The organism is Schauerella aestuarii, assembly GCF_009866805.1.
In the GTDB taxonomy this organism is placed as follows: domain Bacteria; phylum Pseudomonadota; class Gammaproteobacteria; order Burkholderiales; family Burkholderiaceae_B; genus Schauerella; species Schauerella aestuarii.
In genome coordinates this window covers 340318-357951 of sequence record NZ_SIZW01000039.1, presented here as the reverse complement: position 1 = coordinate 357951, position 17634 = coordinate 340318, and the positions used below count along the sequence as shown (strand labels likewise).

General features: G+C 61.0%; 15 protein-coding genes and 1 pseudogene. 7 read left to right on the top strand and 9 right to left on the bottom strand.

Translation table 11 applies throughout. The features are described from left to right. Positions 1 to 163 precede the first annotated feature (163 nt). The 3 genes and pseudogenes from EYW45_RS04715 to EYW45_RS04705 form a co-directional block, all read right to left on the bottom strand. The gene (locus EYW45_RS04715) at positions 164 to 2365 is read right to left on the bottom strand and encodes a FepA family TonB-dependent siderophore receptor (RefSeq protein WP_161134200.1); all 2202 of its coding nucleotides are present in this window, start codon (positions 2363 to 2365) and stop codon (positions 164 to 166) included. A gap of 91 nt (positions 2366 to 2456) precedes the next feature. Then, positions 2457 to 2615 (bottom strand): annotated as a pseudogene (locus EYW45_RS04710) (LysR family transcriptional regulator); the annotation flags it as partial. Positions 2616 to 2631: 16 nt separating this feature from the next. After that, on the bottom strand, positions 2632 to 4020 hold the full coding sequence (locus EYW45_RS04705) for a GntP family permease (protein WP_161134199.1): 1389 nt from the start codon (positions 4018 to 4020) through the stop codon (positions 2632 to 2634). Between the two features lie 192 nt (positions 4021 to 4212). Here EYW45_RS04705 and EYW45_RS04700 point away from each other — a divergent pair, with 192 nt between their 5' ends. From EYW45_RS04700 to EYW45_RS04690, 3 genes are all read left to right on the top strand, one after another. Next, positions 4213 to 5136, top strand: coding sequence for a LysR family transcriptional regulator (locus tag EYW45_RS04700; RefSeq protein WP_235938845.1), 924 nt, complete (start codon positions 4213 to 4215; stop codon positions 5134 to 5136). 82 nt (positions 5137 to 5218) lie between these two features. Next, a complete protein-coding gene (locus EYW45_RS04695) occupies positions 5219 to 6196 on the top strand; it encodes a Bug family tripartite tricarboxylate transporter substrate binding protein (protein WP_161134197.1) in 978 nt (325 codons plus the stop codon). A gap of 57 nt (positions 6197 to 6253) precedes the next feature. Beyond that, entirely contained in the window at positions 6254 to 7540 is a 1287-nt protein-coding gene (locus tag EYW45_RS04690) for a M28 family peptidase (RefSeq protein ID WP_161134196.1), read from the top strand. An 82-nt stretch (positions 7541 to 7622) separates the two neighbouring features. Here the strand turns inward: EYW45_RS04690 and EYW45_RS04685 are convergent, their stop codons facing one another. From EYW45_RS04685 to EYW45_RS04675, 3 genes are read right to left on the bottom strand one after another with little or no spacing between them, the layout of a single operon-like run. After that, on the bottom strand, positions 7623 to 8600 hold the full coding sequence (locus tag EYW45_RS04685) for a Bug family tripartite tricarboxylate transporter substrate binding protein (RefSeq protein WP_161134195.1): 978 nt from the start codon (positions 8598 to 8600) through the stop codon (positions 7623 to 7625). A 52-nt stretch (positions 8601 to 8652) separates the two neighbouring features. Beyond that, positions 8653 to 9528: an enoyl-CoA hydratase/isomerase family protein gene (locus EYW45_RS04680; RefSeq protein ID WP_161134194.1), complete on the bottom strand. Its 876-nt coding sequence runs from the start codon at positions 9526 to 9528 to the stop codon at positions 8653 to 8655. Then, positions 9525 to 10742, bottom strand: a complete 1218-nt coding sequence (locus EYW45_RS04675; protein ID WP_161134193.1) for a CaiB/BaiF CoA transferase family protein — start codon at positions 10740 to 10742, stop codon at positions 9525 to 9527. Before EYW45_RS04675 ends, EYW45_RS04680 begins: the two co-directional genes overlap by 4 nt. Before the next feature lie 95 nt (positions 10743 to 10837). Here EYW45_RS04675 and EYW45_RS04670 point away from each other — a divergent pair, with 95 nt between their 5' ends. Then, complete coding sequence (locus tag EYW45_RS04670; protein WP_161134192.1) at positions 10838 to 11761, top strand: LysR substrate-binding domain-containing protein; 924 nt, start codon at positions 10838 to 10840, stop codon at positions 11759 to 11761. Between the two features lie 22 nt (positions 11762 to 11783). Here EYW45_RS04670 and EYW45_RS04665 read toward each other — a convergent pair whose 3' ends face one another. Together EYW45_RS04665 and EYW45_RS04660 are read right to left on the bottom strand one after the other, a co-directional pair. After that, positions 11784 to 12752, bottom strand: coding sequence for a Bug family tripartite tricarboxylate transporter substrate binding protein (locus EYW45_RS04665; protein ID WP_161134191.1), 969 nt, complete (start codon positions 12750 to 12752; stop codon positions 11784 to 11786). Between the two features lie 42 nt (positions 12753 to 12794). Further along, entirely contained in the window at positions 12795 to 14126 is a 1332-nt protein-coding gene (locus tag EYW45_RS04660; protein WP_161134190.1) for an arylsulfatase, read from the bottom strand. Between the two features lie 98 nt (positions 14127 to 14224). On the opposite strand from EYW45_RS04660, the gene EYW45_RS04655 reads away from it, so the two are divergent. Genes EYW45_RS04655 through EYW45_RS04645 form a run of 3 tightly spaced genes read left to right on the top strand, consistent with a single transcriptional unit; the run spans position 14225 to position 16639 of the window. Continuing rightward, entirely contained in the window at positions 14225 to 15142 is a 918-nt protein-coding gene (locus EYW45_RS04655; RefSeq protein ID WP_161134189.1) for a LysR family transcriptional regulator, read from the top strand. Between the two features lie 9 nt (positions 15143 to 15151). Continuing rightward, entirely contained in the window at positions 15152 to 15763 is a 612-nt protein-coding gene (locus tag EYW45_RS04650; RefSeq protein ID WP_161134188.1) for an HD domain-containing protein, read from the top strand. Positions 15764 to 15802: 39 nt separating this feature from the next. Beyond that, complete coding sequence (locus tag EYW45_RS04645) at positions 15803 to 16639, top strand: FG-GAP repeat protein (protein WP_161134187.1); 837 nt, start codon at positions 15803 to 15805, stop codon at positions 16637 to 16639. 34 nt (positions 16640 to 16673) lie between these two features. On the opposite strand, the gene EYW45_RS04640 is transcribed toward EYW45_RS04645, so the two are convergent. After that, the gene (locus tag EYW45_RS04640; protein WP_161134186.1) at positions 16674 to 17633 is read right to left on the bottom strand and encodes a LysR family transcriptional regulator; all 960 of its coding nucleotides are present in this window, start codon (positions 17631 to 17633) and stop codon (positions 16674 to 16676) included. Position 17634: the final 1 nt, after the last annotated feature.

Here is a 17634-nt window from a genome sequence, read left to right as displayed (position 1 = left end):
CCGGTCGTATTTCACGGCAAAGATGCTGTCCGTCGCATCGACCGGCTGTCAGCTTCAACCATACCCCGAATGCACGCGTGCGATCGACACGATCCAAGCGTGCGCCAGCCGCAGCGCGCATTCCGTGAAGCCCTCGCGGTGGCGAAGGCTCACCGCAACCCCCTCAAAACGACGCGGTGACACTCGCGTAGTAGGCGCGGCCCACTTCGTTATAGGTTTGCGCGCCCGCATAATCTGCCACACCCGCGCGATACAGGCGCTTGTCGAACACATTGCTCACACCGACCACCAGGCGCAGATTGTCGTTGATGGTATAGCGAGTGTTCAGGCCCAGCAGCGCATAAGGCGAGATATCGCGCTGGTTGGCTTCGGCAATCTCAACGTTGCGCCGCGCGCTGTAGCTCGGCGACTTCTGTTTGCCGTACCACGTCACGTTTGCCTGTACGCCCCATTTTTCAGTGGCGCGCCAATCGAGCACCGAGTTGACGGTGAAGCGCGGAATCACGCTGAGCGGCTCGCCTGTCGTCTTGTCTTTCGACTCGATCATGTAGGTAAAGTTCGTGGTCCAATCCCATGCCGTTGTCAAGGGCACGAAGAGATTGCCTTCGAGACCCTGCACCACCGCGCGGTCGGCATTTTCCCATTGCAGCACGCGCTGCCCGGTGCCCGGCAGGATGGCGACAAACTGATTGCCCGCCACGATCTTGTTTTTGTAATCGTTGCGGAAATAGGCGCCGCTGGCGCGCCAGGTGCCCGAATCGTAGGCCAGACCGATTTCCTTGTTGACGCTGGTTTCGGGCGACAGGTTTTCATTGCCTTGCAGAAAGCAGCCGCCGCTATTGGCCTGCGCCTGATTGCAGCCGAAGCCCCGGCTGAACAGCAGATAGTTCGGGTTGGACTGATACAGGTTGGGCGCCTTGTACGCCCGCGCCACGCCGCCCTTCAAGGTCCAGCCGTCGGCCACCTTGTAGGACGCGTTCAGGCTGGGGCTCCAGTTGCTGCCGAATTTGTTGTGGTGATCCAAACGCACGCCGGGCGTCACGATCGTGCGTTGAGTGGCCTCGATGTTGTCTTCGATGAAGAGCGCATAGCTATTGGCGCGCGTATTGGTTTGACCGCGATTGAACCCGTCGATCAGCCCGGGGCGGGGTTCCCACGGCGTGGTGCGCAACGCGCCGGGGTCATCCAACGTTTCGCGCAAATACTCGGCGCCCATCGTGACGACCTGATCCACGCCGAGCGTCAGCGGCACGTTCACTTCACCGTTGAGCCGCCAGTTCTTCAGCTCGGCGGTGTACCACCCCTCGCCCTCTTGCGGCGCGCCTTCGGGGCCGCCGGCCAGGCCTTCGTTGAGCCGCGAGTTGCGCGTGTAATCCTGCGCCGCCGAAAAGCGCGAACTGCCCCATTCCCATTCCCCGCGATGCGTGAGGCTGAACGCACTGCGGTACATGATGTTCGTCTCTTTGCCGTACAAACTGCTGATGAAAGCAGGATTGCCGCCATCATTGTTCAACATCGTGTCGCCGGCAAAACGGTTGCCCTGGCGGCTATACGACGCATCCAGATCGAGCGTTTGCGTTTTGGTCAACGCCCACCGCAGCAACGCGCTCAGATCCTGATTCACCACGCCCTCGCGACCGGCCAGGCCACTCGAATCGACGGTGATGTTTTGCGCGTTGATATCGCGGGCATCGGGTTTCGTGTCGCTGTAGTTGCCATAAACGCGAAACGACACCTTGTCGGTCACCGGGCCGCTCAATCGAAAATTGGTGCGATAGGTTGCGCCCTCGTCACCGTCTTCAGGTTGATTGGTGTACGTGGTGACGGAGCCGCTGATCTTGTCAGTGGGCTGCTTGGTGATGATGTTGATCACGCCGCCCATTGCTCCGGAGCCATACCGGGCAGCAGCCGGTCCGCGAAGCACTTCGATGCGCTCCACTTCTTCGGCCGGCACCCAGTTGGTTTCGCCGCGCGTATCGCGATCGCCATTCCACCCATAGCGAACAGAATTTCGCGACGTGGTGGGTTTGCCATCGATCAGGACGAGCGTGTTTTCCGGCCCCATGCCGCGAATATCGATCTGACGGTTGTTGCCGCGATTACCGCTTGCGCTATTGCCGGTGAGGTTCACACCCGGTTCGCGCCGGATGATCTCGGAAAGATCGTTGGCCGGTGGGTGCTTGGCGATCTCGTCCGCCGTGATGACGGACACGCCCAACGACTCCTTCACTTCCTCTTCCGCTGTGCCGAGCACTTGCACCGTTTGAAGTTCCTGGACGGGCGCCGTCTGCGCGGCAGCCACCGGGGCGGCCAAAGACAGCAACACGGCATAGGCGTAATGAACACGGCATGTGACGGCAGACACGGCGACTCCCTGGATAATTGGTGTTGCGAATTATTCGCATTATCTTTCAAGTCGTCAATGAATATTTCAGGTGGCTGTCAGGTCGATGCCCTCAATCCTCCTCCAGCTTCTTGAACTCCTCACCCAGAAAATCGATCAACGTGCGCACCGAGGGCAACAGCTCCCGCCGCGACGCAAACACCGCGTGCACAATCTCGCGGCGCGGTGCCCAGCCGGGCAGCACTTCGATCAGATCGCCGCTGGCGAGTTGAGCGGCCGCCCATCGTTCATCCGAACGCCGGCAGCATGTTGAAGAGCAGCACCATCAACAGCCCCACCACCGAGACGATCGACTGCACCACCGAGATCGTCTTGGTGGCTTCGCCCATGGTCATGCCGAAGGATTCCTTCACCATCCAGAAGCCGGCGTGGTTCGCGTAATTGAAGAAGAGCGAACCGCAGCCGATCGAGAGCGCGAGCAGCGGCAGATTCAAGCTGGGATCGGTGCCAGCCAGCGGCGCCAGCAACCCTGCGGCACCCACGATACCCACCGTGGCGGATCCCGTCGACACGGACAGCAGCATCGCAATCAACCAACCCAGGATCAACGGCGGAAAGGCGAACTGATGCGTAAGGTGCACGATCGCATCGCCCACTTTGGCGCTCGTGAGCACCTGCTGAAACGCACCGCCGCCCGCGATGATGAGCATGATGCCGGCCACCGGCTTCAAACTCTGGCCCAGCGACTCGCGCAGCTTTTCTGCGTTGTTGCCGCGCATGTAAACCAACGTGATCGCCGCGAACAGCACGCCGAGCAACATGGCCACAAGCGGATTGCCCAGAAATGCCGCTACGTGCATCAGACTCGATGTCTTGGGCAGCACCATCTCGGCCACGGCGTGCACCAGCATCAATAGCGCCGGGAGCAACGCGGCCAGCACGCCCAGCCCCACGCCGGGCGGATTGTGCCCGGCCGCTTTTTCCTCGGCGGTCGTGAACTGGTCGATCAAAGCCTGGTCGGGACGCGTGGTCATGCGTGGCGCGAGGAAGGCGCCATACAACGGCCCACCCAGAATCATCGCGGGCAGCGCGGCGATGAAACCGTAGATCATCGTGGGACCCACCGTGGTCTTCAAAGTGGCAATGGCGGTGAGCGGACCCGGGTGCGGCGGCACCATGCCATGCATCGCGGCGAGCGCGGCGATCACGGGCACCCCCACATACACATACGCCGAGCCCTTGAAATGCTCGCGGCTTTCGAGCTTGCGCGCCACGCTGAAAATCAACGGCAGCATCACCACCAGGCCCACTTCGAAAAACATCGGAATGCCGACGACGAACGCCACCAGCGTCATCGCCCACGGAATCATGCGATCCGGTGTGTGGCGCAGGATCGCGCTCGCCAACCGTTCCGTCGTGCCGGAATCGGCCAGGATCTTGCCCAGCATCGCGCCGAGTGCGATCACCACACCCACGGCGCCCAACGTTTTGCCCGCGCCATCGGTCAGGTTCTTGACGATGTCGGTAGGCGCCATCCCCGTTGCGATCCCCACGCCGATCGACACGATCAACAGCGCCAATAGCGGATGCATGCGAATGCGCGAAACGATCAATGCAACAAGCACCAGCACGCTCACCAATGCGGTGACGAGCAACTGAATATCAAACGAAGACATGGCGGACTTGGAGAGCAAACGAGGCGTCGTGAATCTGGTACCCCGCGGCCATGGAAACCCGACGCTCGGCAATTCTAGCGTCGAATGCGCGCGAGCCCTTCTGGCGCCTGACGCTGCGCTGAATCGCATGGCTGATGCCGCGGCGACGTCTTACACTCGTCCTCTGGTCTTCTCCAACGTTTCATTAAAGCCATGAAAGGCACTCGCAACTCTTTATCGTCGCTCCGGATTTTCCTCGTGGCTGCCGAAACGCTGAACTTCAGCCGTGCCGCCGAGGTACTGAATCTCTCGCAAAGTGCCGTGAGCAAACACGTCGGCGCACTGGAAGATCGTCTCGGCACAGCGCTCTTCAAGCGGCTTCCCACCGGGCTGCGGCTAAGTTACGCCGGCGCGTTGTACCTTGAACGCGTCAGCGCCGGCGTGCGCCTGATCGATGAGGCCGATGCCCTGGTGTCGCATCCCGCCTCGCGCGTCGCGCTGAACATTGCGGTGTCGCCATCGTTCGCGCAGTTCTTTCTCCTGCCCCGCCTGGGGAAATTCTTTGCCGCGCACCCGGAGATTCGCGTCAACATTCGCCCGCGGCTGCTGCACGGCCGCGAGCGTGCCGAGCGGTTCGATGCCGAGATCCAGTTGCATACCGGGCATGTGTCGGGCATGAGCGCAGCGTATCTGCTAGGACGCGAAATGACGCTCGTGGCCGCACCCGCTCTGCTGGCGCGTTGCCCCGTGAAGTCGCTCGACGATCTGGACCGATTGCCGTTACTCAAGCGCGACCAGCGCGGCTATGGCTGGGACGAATGGAAAGCGGATGTGGCACCGCTCTGGCGCGGGCCTGCCGACACGGCGTCCGAATACGAAGGCTTTTCCATCCTGCTGCCTGCAGTGCTCAATGGCCTGGGCGTAGCCGTCATGCCGATCAGCATGGTGCTTGAGCATCTGCAATCCGGCGAACTGGTGCGCCCCTTCGGCGAATCCGTCGAGGGCCGCTACGGCTATTACCTGATGCAGCCGCGACCCAACGTGGGCGGGCCGTATTGCCAGGCTTTTTGCGAGTGGGTGATCGACGAGGCGCGGGTGCTGGACGATCGCACACGGCACTATGCCGCAATGGAATAGCCCATGCACATACATCCTTTGCGCAGTGTGTACCGCTTGCTCAGAATGCGAGGCTGTCATCTACGAATGAGCCGAACTCATCATGATCAAGTGGAAAAACGTTTTTGGCGCTCTCGCGCTGCTCAATGGCCTGCTTGCCGCAGGTCCGGCCTCTGCCGCCTATCCCGATAAACCCATCAAACTGGTCGTGCCGTACGCCGCAGGCGGCAGTTCCGATGTGGTGGCGCGTGCCATCAGCGATCAACTGGGCGCCGCCCTGGGCACATCGGTGGTGGTGGAAAACCGCAGCGGTGCAGGCTCGATGATCGGCACGGCATACGTGGCCAACGAAGTCCCGGACGGCTACACGCTCCTCTTGGCCGATGTGCCGTTCACGATCGTGCCTGCGCTATACAAAGACCGCGTGAAGTACGACGCCCGCCGCGACTTCGCACCGCTCACATTGCTTGGGCTCTCGCCCATGTACCTATTCGTGAACCCGGCATTTGAAGCGCAGGATGTCAGCGCCCTGGTCAAAGCCGCCATGGCCAAACCAGCATCGATTTCGATCGGCTCAGGGGGCAATGGCTCACTGACGCATCTAATGGCCGAACTCTTCATGCAAACCACCAAGACCCGGCTGGTACATATTCCGTATAAGGGCGCGTCGGCGTCGGTGAACGATCTCGCAGGCGGTCAGATCCAGACCAGCTTCACCACGATGCCTACGGCGGTCGCGCTCTATCAAGGCGGCAAGATCAAGCCGCTTGCCGTGTCGTCACCGGCGCGCCACCCCGATACGCCGGACGTGCCCACCTTCCAGGAGCTGGGCTATGCAGGCCTTACCGTGCAAAGCTGGTGGGGCCTGGTCGCGCCCGCAGGCACCCCAAAAGCCGTGCAGGACAAGATCAGCGCCGCCATGACGAAAGTGATGCAGTCGGAGCCGGTCAAACAACGTCTGTCCAGTGTAGGCATGAGCCTGCCGCCCGACACCAGCGCAACGGCCTTGCAGACGCTGCTGGATCAAGACTTCGCACGCTGGGCCGACGTCGTGCAGCGCGGCAACATCACATTTGAATAATACGTGTTGGGTCCCGCGCGGCTATCTGCGCGCGTGGCACACAAGCTGGAGACATCGATGACCCCATGGCAACGAGCAGCCGCCGACGACGCGGCCTTGATGAACGATTTTCAGAGAATATGCGCGTTCGGCGGCCGCCTGTCCGGCACCGGGCAGGACGTGGCGGCGATGGATTGGGTCGTGAGCCGCCTGCGCGAGATCGGGCCTGAGGTGCGCGTGATGTCTGTGCCCTACGATGGCTGGCGCTCGGTTGCCGCGACGTTGACGCTATTGGGTAACGCACCCGTCGAACTGGACTGCGTGCCGCTGCTGCGGTCTGCGTCGACGGCGCTCGCAGGACTCGAAGGCACGATCCTCGACCTGGGTGCGGGACGCTCGGAAGACTTCGAGCGGGCCGGTGACGCGGTGCGAGGAAAAATCGTGCTGGTGCGGCACGAGTACCCCTTCGCTCAAACGCATATGCATCGTCGCCGCAAATACGATCTGGCAGTGAAGTATGGCGCTGCGGCCTTCCTGATCGCCAATGCCACACCCGGTGCAGGCCCGCTTTCGGGTTCGTCGGGACGTCCTCGAGACGGGGCCGGCATTCCCGCCGCCTACATCGATCATGAAGGGGCGCTGGCGCTCTCGGCACAGCCCAATGCACAGGTGCAGCTGACGATTGTGGGTGAAGAAGTACGGGACGCGCTGGCGCCCGTCGGCATCCTCGATCTGCCGGGTGGCCGAGACAGCCGCATCGTCATCAGCGCGCATCTGGATGGCCATGATCTCGGCACCAGTGCGCTGGATAATGCCACCGGCGTCGCCGTGGCGCTTGCCGCGGCGCGCATTCTGGCGCCGCACGTTGGCCCGGACACCCCGGGCTTACGCGTCTGTTTCTTCACGGCCGAAGAATGGGCCTTGGCGGGATCGGCGCGATACCTTGCCGACATGGCACCCCTTGAGCGCGAGGCGTTGAAACTCAACATCAACCTCGACACCGTCGCCGGCGATGACTCGCTGTGTGCCCTGATCAGCGAGTATCCGGCGTTGGCCGAAATCGTCGATCGCACGGCAAAGGAAGCCGGTGTGCCTGTATCTCACTGGCTGCCGTTCATGCCCAACTCGGATCATGCCAACTTCGCCAAGCACGGCATACCTGCGCTGCGTCTGGTTGCGGGTTTCGACAAACCGCAATCCCGCGTGCAGCACATCCTTTCGCGCCAGGACCTGCCGGAGATCATTCGCGAAAGCGAATTGCGTAATGCGTTGGCAGTGACCTGCGCCATGGCGGCCGTGAGCCTGGGGATGAGCGACGGCGCGTTGAGCGCGCTGACGCAGGGCGCGACCTGCCCCCGCGTTTGATCGACAAGACGACGATCGACCTAGTGGCGGTGATATCGGTGCATGCTTGAAGCAAGTATGCACCGGTACGTCGCGCCGTGCCTCAATTGGCCGTCGACTCGCTCTGCTTGGCCAACCGCAATCCCTTGTCGCCTTCTTCACGCGCGAAGGTGGCGAATGCGGCTTGCGATGTAGCGGGTGTCACTTGCTCGTATCCCGTCTCCATCCCTTGCTGCACGCCGGGTTGCTTCAACGCTTCGTTGGTAGCCTCGAACAATTTCTGCACGACCGGCTGCGGCGTGCCCTTCGGCGCAAAGATGCCCCACCAGTTCGACAAGTCGTAGCCCGGCACCGTCTCGGCGATAGGCGGATAAGGCAACAGCGGCGAAGGTTTGCCCGACGTCACCGCCAGCCCGATCGCTTTGCCCGTATCGATGGCCGTGCGGGCCGACGGCGCCGTGGCAAACGAAATATCGGTGTCGCCTGCAGCCACCGATTGCGTGGCCGCAGCACCGCCCTTGAACGGAATATGCATGAGCTTGGTGCCCGTCATCTGCATGAACTCCACCGCAGCAAAGTGCGTGACCACACCATTGCCGGACGACGCCACGTTCAGTTTTCCAGGTTGGCTGCGCGCGCGTTCCAGTACGTCTTTCACGCTCTTCAATCCTGAGCCTGCGTTGGCGATCAACACCAGCGGGCCGGTGGTGAGTTGCGCGACCGGGATGAAATCAGAAGCGGTGTAGTCCACTTTGTAGAGCGCGCCATCGCTACCCATCACGCTCGAATTACCGAGATAGATGGTGTAGCCATCGGGCGTGGCGCGCGCGGCATAACTGGCGCCGATCGTCGATCCTGCCCCGGGTCTGTTCTCCACCACCACCGGCTGACCCAATACCTTGGACAAACTGTTGGCGTACACCCGGCCCACCTGATCGGCGCCACCGCCGGGCGGAAAGCCGATCACCAACGTAATCGCTTTGGCGGGATAGGGTGCAGCAGCCTGGGCCACCGTGCTCGTGCCTGCGAGCGCGCCGATCAGCACAATGGCCGTGGCGCTTATTGCATTGTGAATATGCATGTTGTTGTCTCCTCGTTTTTATTCCGCACGGCTTAACCGGGCGGTTGCGCTGCTATTGCCCCGTAAAGTCGGGTTTTCGCTTCTCCTTCCAGGCGCGCGCGCCTTCCACCATGTCTTGCGAGCGCTCCGATTGCCGCACCGATGCTTCGATGGCCGCGACATCGACCTGTCCGCGCGCGATCAGATTCAACTGACGCTTCACACCGATCAAGGCAATCGGCGCCATTTCCGATAACTGTGTCGTCAGCGCCCGCAGGCGTGCGTCCAACTGATCCGGCTCGACCATTTCAGTCAGCATGCCAATACGCAGCATTTCTTCCGCACCGATCTTCTCGGCGGTTAGAAACAGGTGCTTGGCCGCATTAAGCCCAAGACGCGTCACATAACGCACCATGCCACCCGGATAGAAATGCAGCCCCAAACGTGTGGCGGGCATAAACATATCGGCCTGTGGCGTGCCCACACGAAAATCGCACGCCAGGCAAAGATCGGTACCCCCGCCATACACGCCGCCTTGTATGGCCGCGATCGTGACGGGCCGAGCCGCCTCGATCAGATCAATGGTCTCGCCGAAATATAATGAGCTGGGCGCACTATCCGCAGCCAGCGACGAGATGTCGTAACCGCTGCAGAAGTATTTGCCTTCGGAGACGAACCGCAGCACCAGAATGCGCGTATCGGCGTTGACGGTGTCGAGATGCGCGCGCAACACCTCGAGATCCTGCGGGCTGAGCCGGTTGGCGTAAGCGGGCTTACGTAGGGCAATCGTGGCCACACGGCCGTCGACGGTGAGTTGCGGTGTGTGGTCCGATGTGTCGCTGGGTTGGTGGACTTGGCGATCGTTCGACGTGTCGCTGCGTTTATCAGCCGACGCACTTTGCGATGCGCCGGCAGGCGTGCCGGTGTGCGGGTTCGTGAATGCATTCATGACACCACCACCGCTTCGCCAGCCTGGAACAACACCCGCTGCGCCATCAGCCGATCGATCTCGTCGGCGTTCACGCCGAAGCTTTCAAGTACCTCCCGCGTGTGCTGGCCAAACACCGGTGGCGCCTGCTGCGCTTCACCCGCCTCCTTGCCTGCAAGATCCAGCGGCAATCCCACCTGCTTGAGGGCACCCAGCACCGGATGCTGCAGGGTCTGCACCAATCCGCATGCTTGCACCTGAGGATCGGCAAACACATCGGCCAGATTATTGATGGGCCCGGCCGGGATCCCGTTCTCGATCATGATCGGCGTCCATTCCATACGCGTCTTGCGCTTGAGTGCCACTTCGAGCTCAAGCTTCAACGCATGGCGATGCTGCATCCGCTCGGCATTCGTCACGAAGCGCGGATCCGACGTCAAATGCGGCAACTCGAGAATGCCGCACAAGCGTGTCCACATCGCTTGCGTGGCAGGTGCCAGATTCAGCGGGCCGTCTGCCGTATCGAACGTACCGTACGGCGCGATCACCGGATGCACATTTCCCACGGGCTGCGGAATCTCACCCACGCTCAAATAGCGCTGACCCTGCACGCTAAGCAGCGCAATCAGCCCGGCCAACAACGACGTTTCCACATGCTGGCCCACGCCGGTTTGATGGCGCTGTACCACGGCCGACAAAATGCCGATCACCAGCCACATCCCGGCGGTCAGATCGCCGATGGCCGTGCCCACTCGCGTCGGCCCCGACTCCGGCGTACCGGTGAGACTCATGAAACCCGAATAACCTTGCGCGATCTGATCGAAGCCTGCCCACTCTTTTGCGGGGCCGCGACTGCCGAAGCCCGAGATCGACGCCATGATCAGCTTGGGATTCTCGGCCGCCAGCTCGGCGTAGCCCAGGCCCATGCTCGCCATCGCGCCCACCTTGAAGTTCTCGACCACGATGTCGCAATCCAGCGCCATCCGGCGCAGCAACGCCAGCCCTTCAGGCTGCCGAAAATCGATGCCGATGCCTTTCTTATTGCGGTTGGCGCTAAGATAATAAACACTTATATCTTCGTCGAACGGCCCCCACTGGCGCACCATCTCACCTTCCGGCATGGGTTCCACCTTGACGACGTCCGCACCCAAGTCGCCCAGCGTCATGGTGCTGAAAGGCCCAGACAGCGCACGCGTTAGATCCAGCACTTTCAATCCGGCAAGCGGCAAGCTCATCTTTTTGTCTCCTCGGTATGCAACCCATTCTAGGCAGACCCTCCAGGACATAAAAATACGCATTACCGATCGATCCATAAGAAACACTTATCGCTATGAATCTGCGTCAGCTCAAGTACTTTGTACGGATTATCGAATTGCGCAATATGACCCGCGCGGCGGAAAGCCTGCATGTGGCCCAGCCTGCGCTCAGTCAGCAAATGGCGCTATTGGAAGAAACGCTTGGGGTGTCGCTGCTGGTGCGCGGCGTCAAAGGTGTGGAGCCCACTGCAGAAGGCATGCTGCTCTACAGGCACGCGCAAACGATCCTCAGGCAGGTCGATACCACCCGCAGCCTCTTGGCACGGACGGCCGACCAGGTCACCGGCACCGTCTCCATCGGCCTGGCGTCGAGCACGGCGCGCATTCTGTCGTTGCCGCTGATGCAGAAGGTAAAAGACACTCTGCCTTCAGTCGTGCTGGAAATCGTCGACACGCCCAGCGCCGACCTCACCAAACTCGTGCAACAAGGCCGCATCGATTTTTCGTTATCGCCCGATCAGCAATCCGTGCAGGGATTGCTCTGCACACCGCTATTGCTTGAGGACCTTTTCCTGCTCACCCATGCCGACGTGAAACTGCCGCAGGGCCGGCTAACCATTCCCGACTTTCACCATGTGCCGCTGATCTTGCCCAGCCTGCCCAATACGCTGCGCGCACGGGTGGACCATGCATTTCTCTCCTCGCGCCTGGTGTGCAACCTGTTCGCGCAGGCCAGTTCATCGGCGATCCTGATTGCCGCCGTGCGCGAGGGGATGGCCGCCACCATCCTGCCCTACTCGGCCGCCGGCCCGGATATCGTTGCCGGCACGATCGCCGCACACGCGCTGGATATGGGGCCGGCGCGGGAACTCGTGCTGTGCGCAAGTGCCAGCATGCCGCTCACGGTTGCGGTGGAACGCGTGATTGCGCTGTGCAAGGAGGAAATCAAAAGGCTGGTGACGACAGGGGTGTGGAAAGGGTGCAGCCTGCTGTATTGAGATCAGCGCTGCCCTTCCAGACCTAATTGACGAGCTTCACCGCGCCGCTGTCGACCAACGCTTTCCATTTCGCATCGTCGGCCTGTATGAATTGCGTCAGCGCCTCCCGCGTGCCGTCCCCAGCAATCATGCCCGCATTGTCTACGGCTGCCTGAAACGCCGGCGTGCGCACGGCCGCTTGCAGGGCCGCATTGATCTGCTCGAGTTGCGGACCCGGGATGGCCTTGCTCGCCGCCACCGCGAACCACTGCGTGGCGGCGTAGCCCTTGAACCCCAATTCTTCCACTGTGGGCACGTTCGGCAGGCTATCCAATCGGTAGGGCGTGGTCACCGCATAGGCTTTCAACACCCCGGCTTTGATTTGCGGCATCACCGGCGCCGAACCCAATATGGCCAGCGGAATCTGCCCGCCCGCAACATCCGCCACCGCTTGCCCACCGCCTTTGTACGGGATGTGAAGCAGGCGCGTGCCGGCATATTGATTGAGTAGCTCGCCGGCAAGATTCTGCGAGGTGCCGTTTCCCGAACTCCCATAGCTCCAGTTTTCAGGATGACGCCGGGCGTCGGCAAGCACATCCAATAACGAAGCTTTCGCGCCCGCGGCAGGCCCCACCACCACCATCGGCCCCTGCGCCATCAGCATAACGGGCGCGAGTTCGCGGCCGATTTCCGGCTGTGGGGTGGGATAGATCAGCGGGCCTGGCACCGTCAATAGATAGCCATCCGCGGGCGTGCTTCGCGCCACGAGCTGAAGCGCAATGGCGCCCGATGCGCCAGGCCGGTTTTCGACCACCACATTCAAACCGGTTTCGCGAGCCACCTCACGGGCGGCGATTCGCGTCAACACATCGGCAGTGCCGCCGGGCACAAAGCCCACCACCCACGTGATCTGCTTGCCCGGCCAATCAAGCTTGGGCTGCGCCGCCCCGGCATTCGCGACAGGCAATGCCAAACTCAACACCACAAACCAGCGACGAATAGCAAACGTCATTTTTTTCCCCTTGTTGTGTACTGCAAGCGTTTTACGTGGGTGCTATTCAGGATCCATCTTGCCAGGTGGCGTATTTGGATGCGCCACGCAGGATTGATTGAACGCCTGGACCATTTTCAGAATCGGCCCCAGCACCCAGGTGTTGAATATCAAAATGTCGCTTTCCTCTTTGGGATCTTGCTTCAGATTGAATAGATAAGGAGACTCCAGCTTTCCCTGGCCTTCGTTGACCTCGGGCTCCCAATAAAAATGCAGCTTCCAATCACGCCACTTCACTGCCCGAAGATCGTTCTTGATGTAGAAGAGAAAGCCTTCTCGCAGCGACCGAGCGCTCTCGCCGGTGAAGAAGCTTGTTTGATCGATGCCGTCGATGGGCCGGTCGTCGGGTATCGGCGCGCCGCCGATCAGCGAGAGCGTGACAAACAGATCGGTCACGTGAACCATCTCGTTGGAGATCTGTTCGGGCGCGACCTTGCCGGGCCAGCGAATAATGAAAGGCACGCGCAAGCTGCCCTCCATGGCCGTGTGATACGTGCCGCTCCAGGGCCCAGCCGTTCCACGGTAGGGCCTGCGGTATTCCGGACCGTTGTCGCTGCAGAAGATAAATACGGTGTTGTCACGCAAGCCCATCTGATCGACAGCCTGCACGATCTGTCCGACCCGATGATCCATCTCGACCATCGAATCCGCGAAGTCACCTGCACCCGTGCGGCCCGCAAACTCGGGATGCGGTAGCGTGGGGAAATGCAGATGCACCAACGGCAGATAAAGAAAGAACGGCCGGCCGGTTTGGGCGTGAGTGCGCATGAACGCAATCGATTTATCGGTCAGATCGGCGTCGATACCACGGCGGCTCTCCAGATCGTAGAGCTTGACGTTTTCGGACGGGGCACCGGCCTGCCCCCTCATGATGTAGGGCAAGTCCGCCACCGACGGATCGAAACCGATCGATGACGTGAATTGGCTTTCATCCGTGGTGCGCGGAATCCCATACCATTCATCGAATCCCCGGTCCGACGGATAACGCCCCGCAACATCGCCCAGATGCCATTTGCCGAAATGCGCCGTCGCATAACCGGCACTCGAGAGTTGCTGCGCGAGCGTGATTTCGTCACGCATCAAGCCTTGCGGCAGCCCCGGCGGTACCGACTGCAGGCACCCCGTACGGATCGGGTGTCGCCCGCTCATCAACGCCGAGCGCGTGGGGACGCAGTCGCTCTCCACATTGAAATTCTGCAGCAGCATTCCTTCGCGAGCCAACCGATCGATGTGTGGCGTGGGTGCGCCGCGCAGAGCGCCGCCCCCATAACACCCCAGTTCGCCCCACCCCAGGTTATCGGCCACGATCAGGACGATATTCGGCTTGTTGTCCACGCTTGGCACTCCGCCATGTTGAATGAGAGATGCCTCATTCTAGGAAGCCGCACACGGAGTAATATTCCCAAAGACGCTTCCACGCATCACTTATGGTTATGAATCTATCGCTGCGGGATATCGAATACTTCCTGGCTGCCATCGAGCACGGCAATCTCGAGCGCGCGGCCATCTCCTGCAGCGTCAGTCAGCCGGCCTTGTCCAAAGCGTTGCAGCGGCTGGAGGCGGACACGGGTCTGCCCCTGCTGGATCGTGGTGGCCGATCCCTGCGGCTGACCTCCGCCGGCGAGCTCTTTCTGGAGCACGCCAGAAAGCTGTGGACCGAATATCAGGACGCCGTGCGCCATGCCATGGAACTGCGCGTGGGCCAAGCCGGCCTGCTGCGCGTTGGCGTAACGGGCGCCACCGTGGACAGCGTGATCATGCCGGCGATGGCAAGATTGCTTCCTCGCCGCCCTGCGTTGAGGGTGCAATTGATGCAGGGTCTCTCTGACGAACTGCATGCGCACGTGGCCAGCGGCAGGCTCGATCTGGCGGTGACGCCGGTGTATTCAGATGTGCTGCCGCCGCTGCACCAGCAGCCGATCATGGAAGACCGCCTGTGCGTGGCGGCAAGCGCCCGCCATGGGCTAGCCACGCGCACCAAACTGACCTTGCGCGATCTGGACGGCCAGCGCTGGATCCTGCCACGATCGACCTCCATGGCGCGGCAAGCGCTCGAGGCAAAATACGCGGAGGCAGGCATCCCGTTTCCTAACGCGGCGCTGGAAGTGGAGCATTACTCGAAGGGCGCACTCGAGCTGCTGGCGCAATCCGAACTCCTGGCGCTATTGCCGCAGAGTGCGCTCGTGGAGGGATCGGGCGTGGTGGCGCTACCCCTGGCGATCGGGCGCACGCTCAGACGCAGCATTGCGTTGATCTCTCGACAGAGCACCACATGGACGCCGCTGATGATCGAGTTCCAGCGTGCGGTAATGGCGCCGCGCGCCACCCCGGCAACAGGTTATGCAGAATGAGGAATATGAATGCCGTTGAATGCCCTTCAGGATCAGCTGAGTTTCTTGAGAGAGATCGACCGCCTCAAATCCGTCGTTCGCCAATCGCCGCTCCTCGATAAAAGCCGAAACGAGAACTCGGCCGAACATTCCTGGCACTTAGGGTTATATGCCCTGGTGCTGGCTGAGTATGCAAACGGCACCGTCGACATCAACCGCGTGACGAAGATGCTTCTCTTGCATGACATCGTCGAGATCGACGTGGGCGATTACCCTATCCACGGCGGGTCATCGGCTGAACTGCAAGCCGAACAGGAAGGCCAGGCTGCGGCACGGATTTTCGGTCTGTTGCCAACGCAACAAGGCGATGCGTTCCTAAGCCTCTGGCAAGAATTCGAACGTGCAGAATCGGACGACGCGAAGTTTGCGAAAGCGCTCGACCGGTTTCAGCCCCTGCTGATCAACGTATTCACCGACGGCGGAACCTGGAACCAAAATGGGGTTTCGATGGAGCAGGTTTTTTCGCGCTATGGTCCGGCCATCAAACGTGGGGCACCGGCACTATGGGACGTGTGTGAGGAGTGGGTGACGCAACATTTCTCAAACCGGACGACCGCCACGCCGCAGCAAATAGAAAACTGAGAACTGAGAACTTAAAGGATGCACACCATGCGAACTCAAATGTTCTCCCTCCTTGCCTTCACGCTATTCACCGGTCTGGCCGCGCACGCTGCAGACCGCCTACCCATGACGCTCACGCCAGCACCGGATGTGAGGGCGCACGTGGAGAAAAAAGGCGGGCGCTACAACCTGATCCAGCCGCAGGGGCAGCGCACGGCGCTTGCCACAGACGACGACATGCTGGACGGCGCTGAGCCCAGGTTCAAGCAGGAAGACTACAACGCTGATGGTTTTGCTGACCTTGCCGTGGGCATTCCGGCGGGCCCGGTGGATGTGAGTTATGCCCTCTATCTCTACGACCCTAAGTCCACATCCTACACACGCTTCAAATTGCCGGCAGCCGTGTCGGAGAAGCAGAATTGCGATGGCTTCTGGAACATCACGCTCACGCCGCAACGCAAGGCGGTACGCAGCGAATGCCGAGGCGGTGCGCGTCAACATTACGACGTGCTGAAGTTCGAGCCCGATGGTTCAGTGTGGATCTCGGAGCAGTCTCGTGCACCCAAGAATGCGGCCAATTGGCCGACGTTCACACTGCCCACGCGAGCAGTGACGTACGACCGGCAAGGCACCATCCTGGGCGAGACGGTGCTGCCTTACGATGCGGGCGGCGACGAGAAGGCGACATGGGTGGTGCCCGTGAAACGTCTTGCGCTTTACTCCGCCGCGGATGCGCTAGCCGCCACGAAGGGCTATCTCATCAAGGGTGACAAGACCGAAATGCTGGCCTTTGAAGGTGACACGTGGATGAAGATTGCCTACGCGGGCAAGCGCGGCAGGATCGAGAGATGGGTGTTGCTGGAGGATGCGTATGGCGCGACCAAGGGATTACGGTAATTGCCGGTGACCTCGCGGGACCTGTTGTCTTGGCCTACTTCAATTCTTTCATATACGTCGGCCAAACCCCCTCCCCGGTCAACCGCTGCACGGTATCCACCAGCAAGCGCACGACACTCATCACCGCTATGGTTTTGGGCGTGCTGGGATTCGTGCACAGATAAACGGACCGCGTCAGCCTGGGCGTTTCTACACGAAGCACACGCACCTTGCTGGAACTGCTGTCACCCACCACGGACGAATAGGAAAGAATCGTCGCCGCCACACCGGAAGCAGCCAAGCCAATCAACTGCGGTGTGGTGTTCACCTCTGCAGCAATCGTCAGTTGCTGGCCCGCACGTTGCAAATAATCTTCTAGTCGCATACGCAAACTATGCGTGCGTGTCGGAAGAATCATCGGGAAATCCGCCATTTCAGATAGGCGGATCGATTTGCGTCGCGCGCTTGCCGCTCCCAGATGCTTGCGCAACAACGCAGCAGAACTGATGAACACCAGTTCCTCTTCGATCAATGCGGTGTAGTGCAGATCGCGCCGTTCGTCCTGCCCGAACGTCATGCCAATAGCGATCTCCCCTTTCCGAAGATACTCCGGGATATAACCCGAACTCAACTCGATGATCTGCAGCCGAATCTGCGGCCAGCGCGACAGCACTTCTGCAACCAGCGGAACAGTCAAAAATCGCGCGAGTGATTGGGGCAAGCCAATCGCCACATGCCCGCTTGGCATGCGCGCCTGCTGGCTGACCTCCTCTATAGCGAATTCGGTTCGCGCAAGAATGTCCTTGGCATGCACGCGCAAGCGCTCTCCCGCCTCCGTCAGTGCCACGCCTTTGGGCAACCGCTCAAAAAGCGACGTCCCCAACTCTTCCTCGAGCTGCCGGACAAGCACGCTTAGCGCAGGCTGTGTCATGTGCTGAAGTTCGGCAGCACGCGAGATTGATCCTGCGGCAGCTATCGAAAGAAAGTGCCTCAGATCCCGCAGGTCGATCGGCATA

Coding starts and splice junctions, on each gene's coding strand:
- EYW45_RS04665 (WP_161134191.1), bottom strand. CDS start 12,752: ATGACGTTTGCTATTCGTCGCTGGTTTGTGGTGTTGAGTTTGGCATTG.
- EYW45_RS04670 (WP_161134192.1), top strand. CDS start 10,838: ATGAATCTGCGTCAGCTCAAGTACTTTGTACGGATTATCGAATTGCGC.
- EYW45_RS04645 (WP_161134187.1), top strand. CDS start 15,803: ATGTTCTCCCTCCTTGCCTTCACGCTATTCACCGGTCTGGCCGCGCAC.
- EYW45_RS04685 (WP_161134195.1), bottom strand. CDS start 8,600: ATGCATATTCACAATGCAATAAGCGCCACGGCCATTGTGCTGATCGGC.
- EYW45_RS04650 (WP_161134188.1), top strand. CDS start 15,152: ATGCCGTTGAATGCCCTTCAGGATCAGCTGAGTTTCTTGAGAGAGATC.
- EYW45_RS04690 (WP_161134196.1), top strand. CDS start 6,254: ATGACCCCATGGCAACGAGCAGCCGCCGACGACGCGGCCTTGATGAAC.
- EYW45_RS04675 (WP_161134193.1), bottom strand. CDS start 10,742: ATGAGCTTGCCGCTTGCCGGATTGAAAGTGCTGGATCTAACGCGTGCG.
- EYW45_RS04640 (WP_161134186.1), bottom strand. CDS start 17,633: ATGCCGATCGACCTGCGGGATCTGAGGCACTTTCTTTCGATAGCTGCC.
- EYW45_RS04695 (WP_161134197.1), top strand. CDS start 5,219: ATGATCAAGTGGAAAAACGTTTTTGGCGCTCTCGCGCTGCTCAATGGC.
- EYW45_RS04705 (WP_161134199.1), bottom strand. CDS start 4,020: ATGTCTTCGTTTGATATTCAGTTGCTCGTCACCGCATTGGTGAGCGTG.
- EYW45_RS04655 (WP_161134189.1), top strand. CDS start 14,225: ATGAATCTATCGCTGCGGGATATCGAATACTTCCTGGCTGCCATCGAG.
- EYW45_RS04700 (WP_235938845.1), top strand. CDS start 4,213: ATGAAAGGCACTCGCAACTCTTTATCGTCGCTCCGGATTTTCCTCGTG.
- EYW45_RS04680 (WP_161134194.1), bottom strand. CDS start 9,528: ATGAATGCATTCACGAACCCGCACACCGGCACGCCTGCCGGCGCATCG.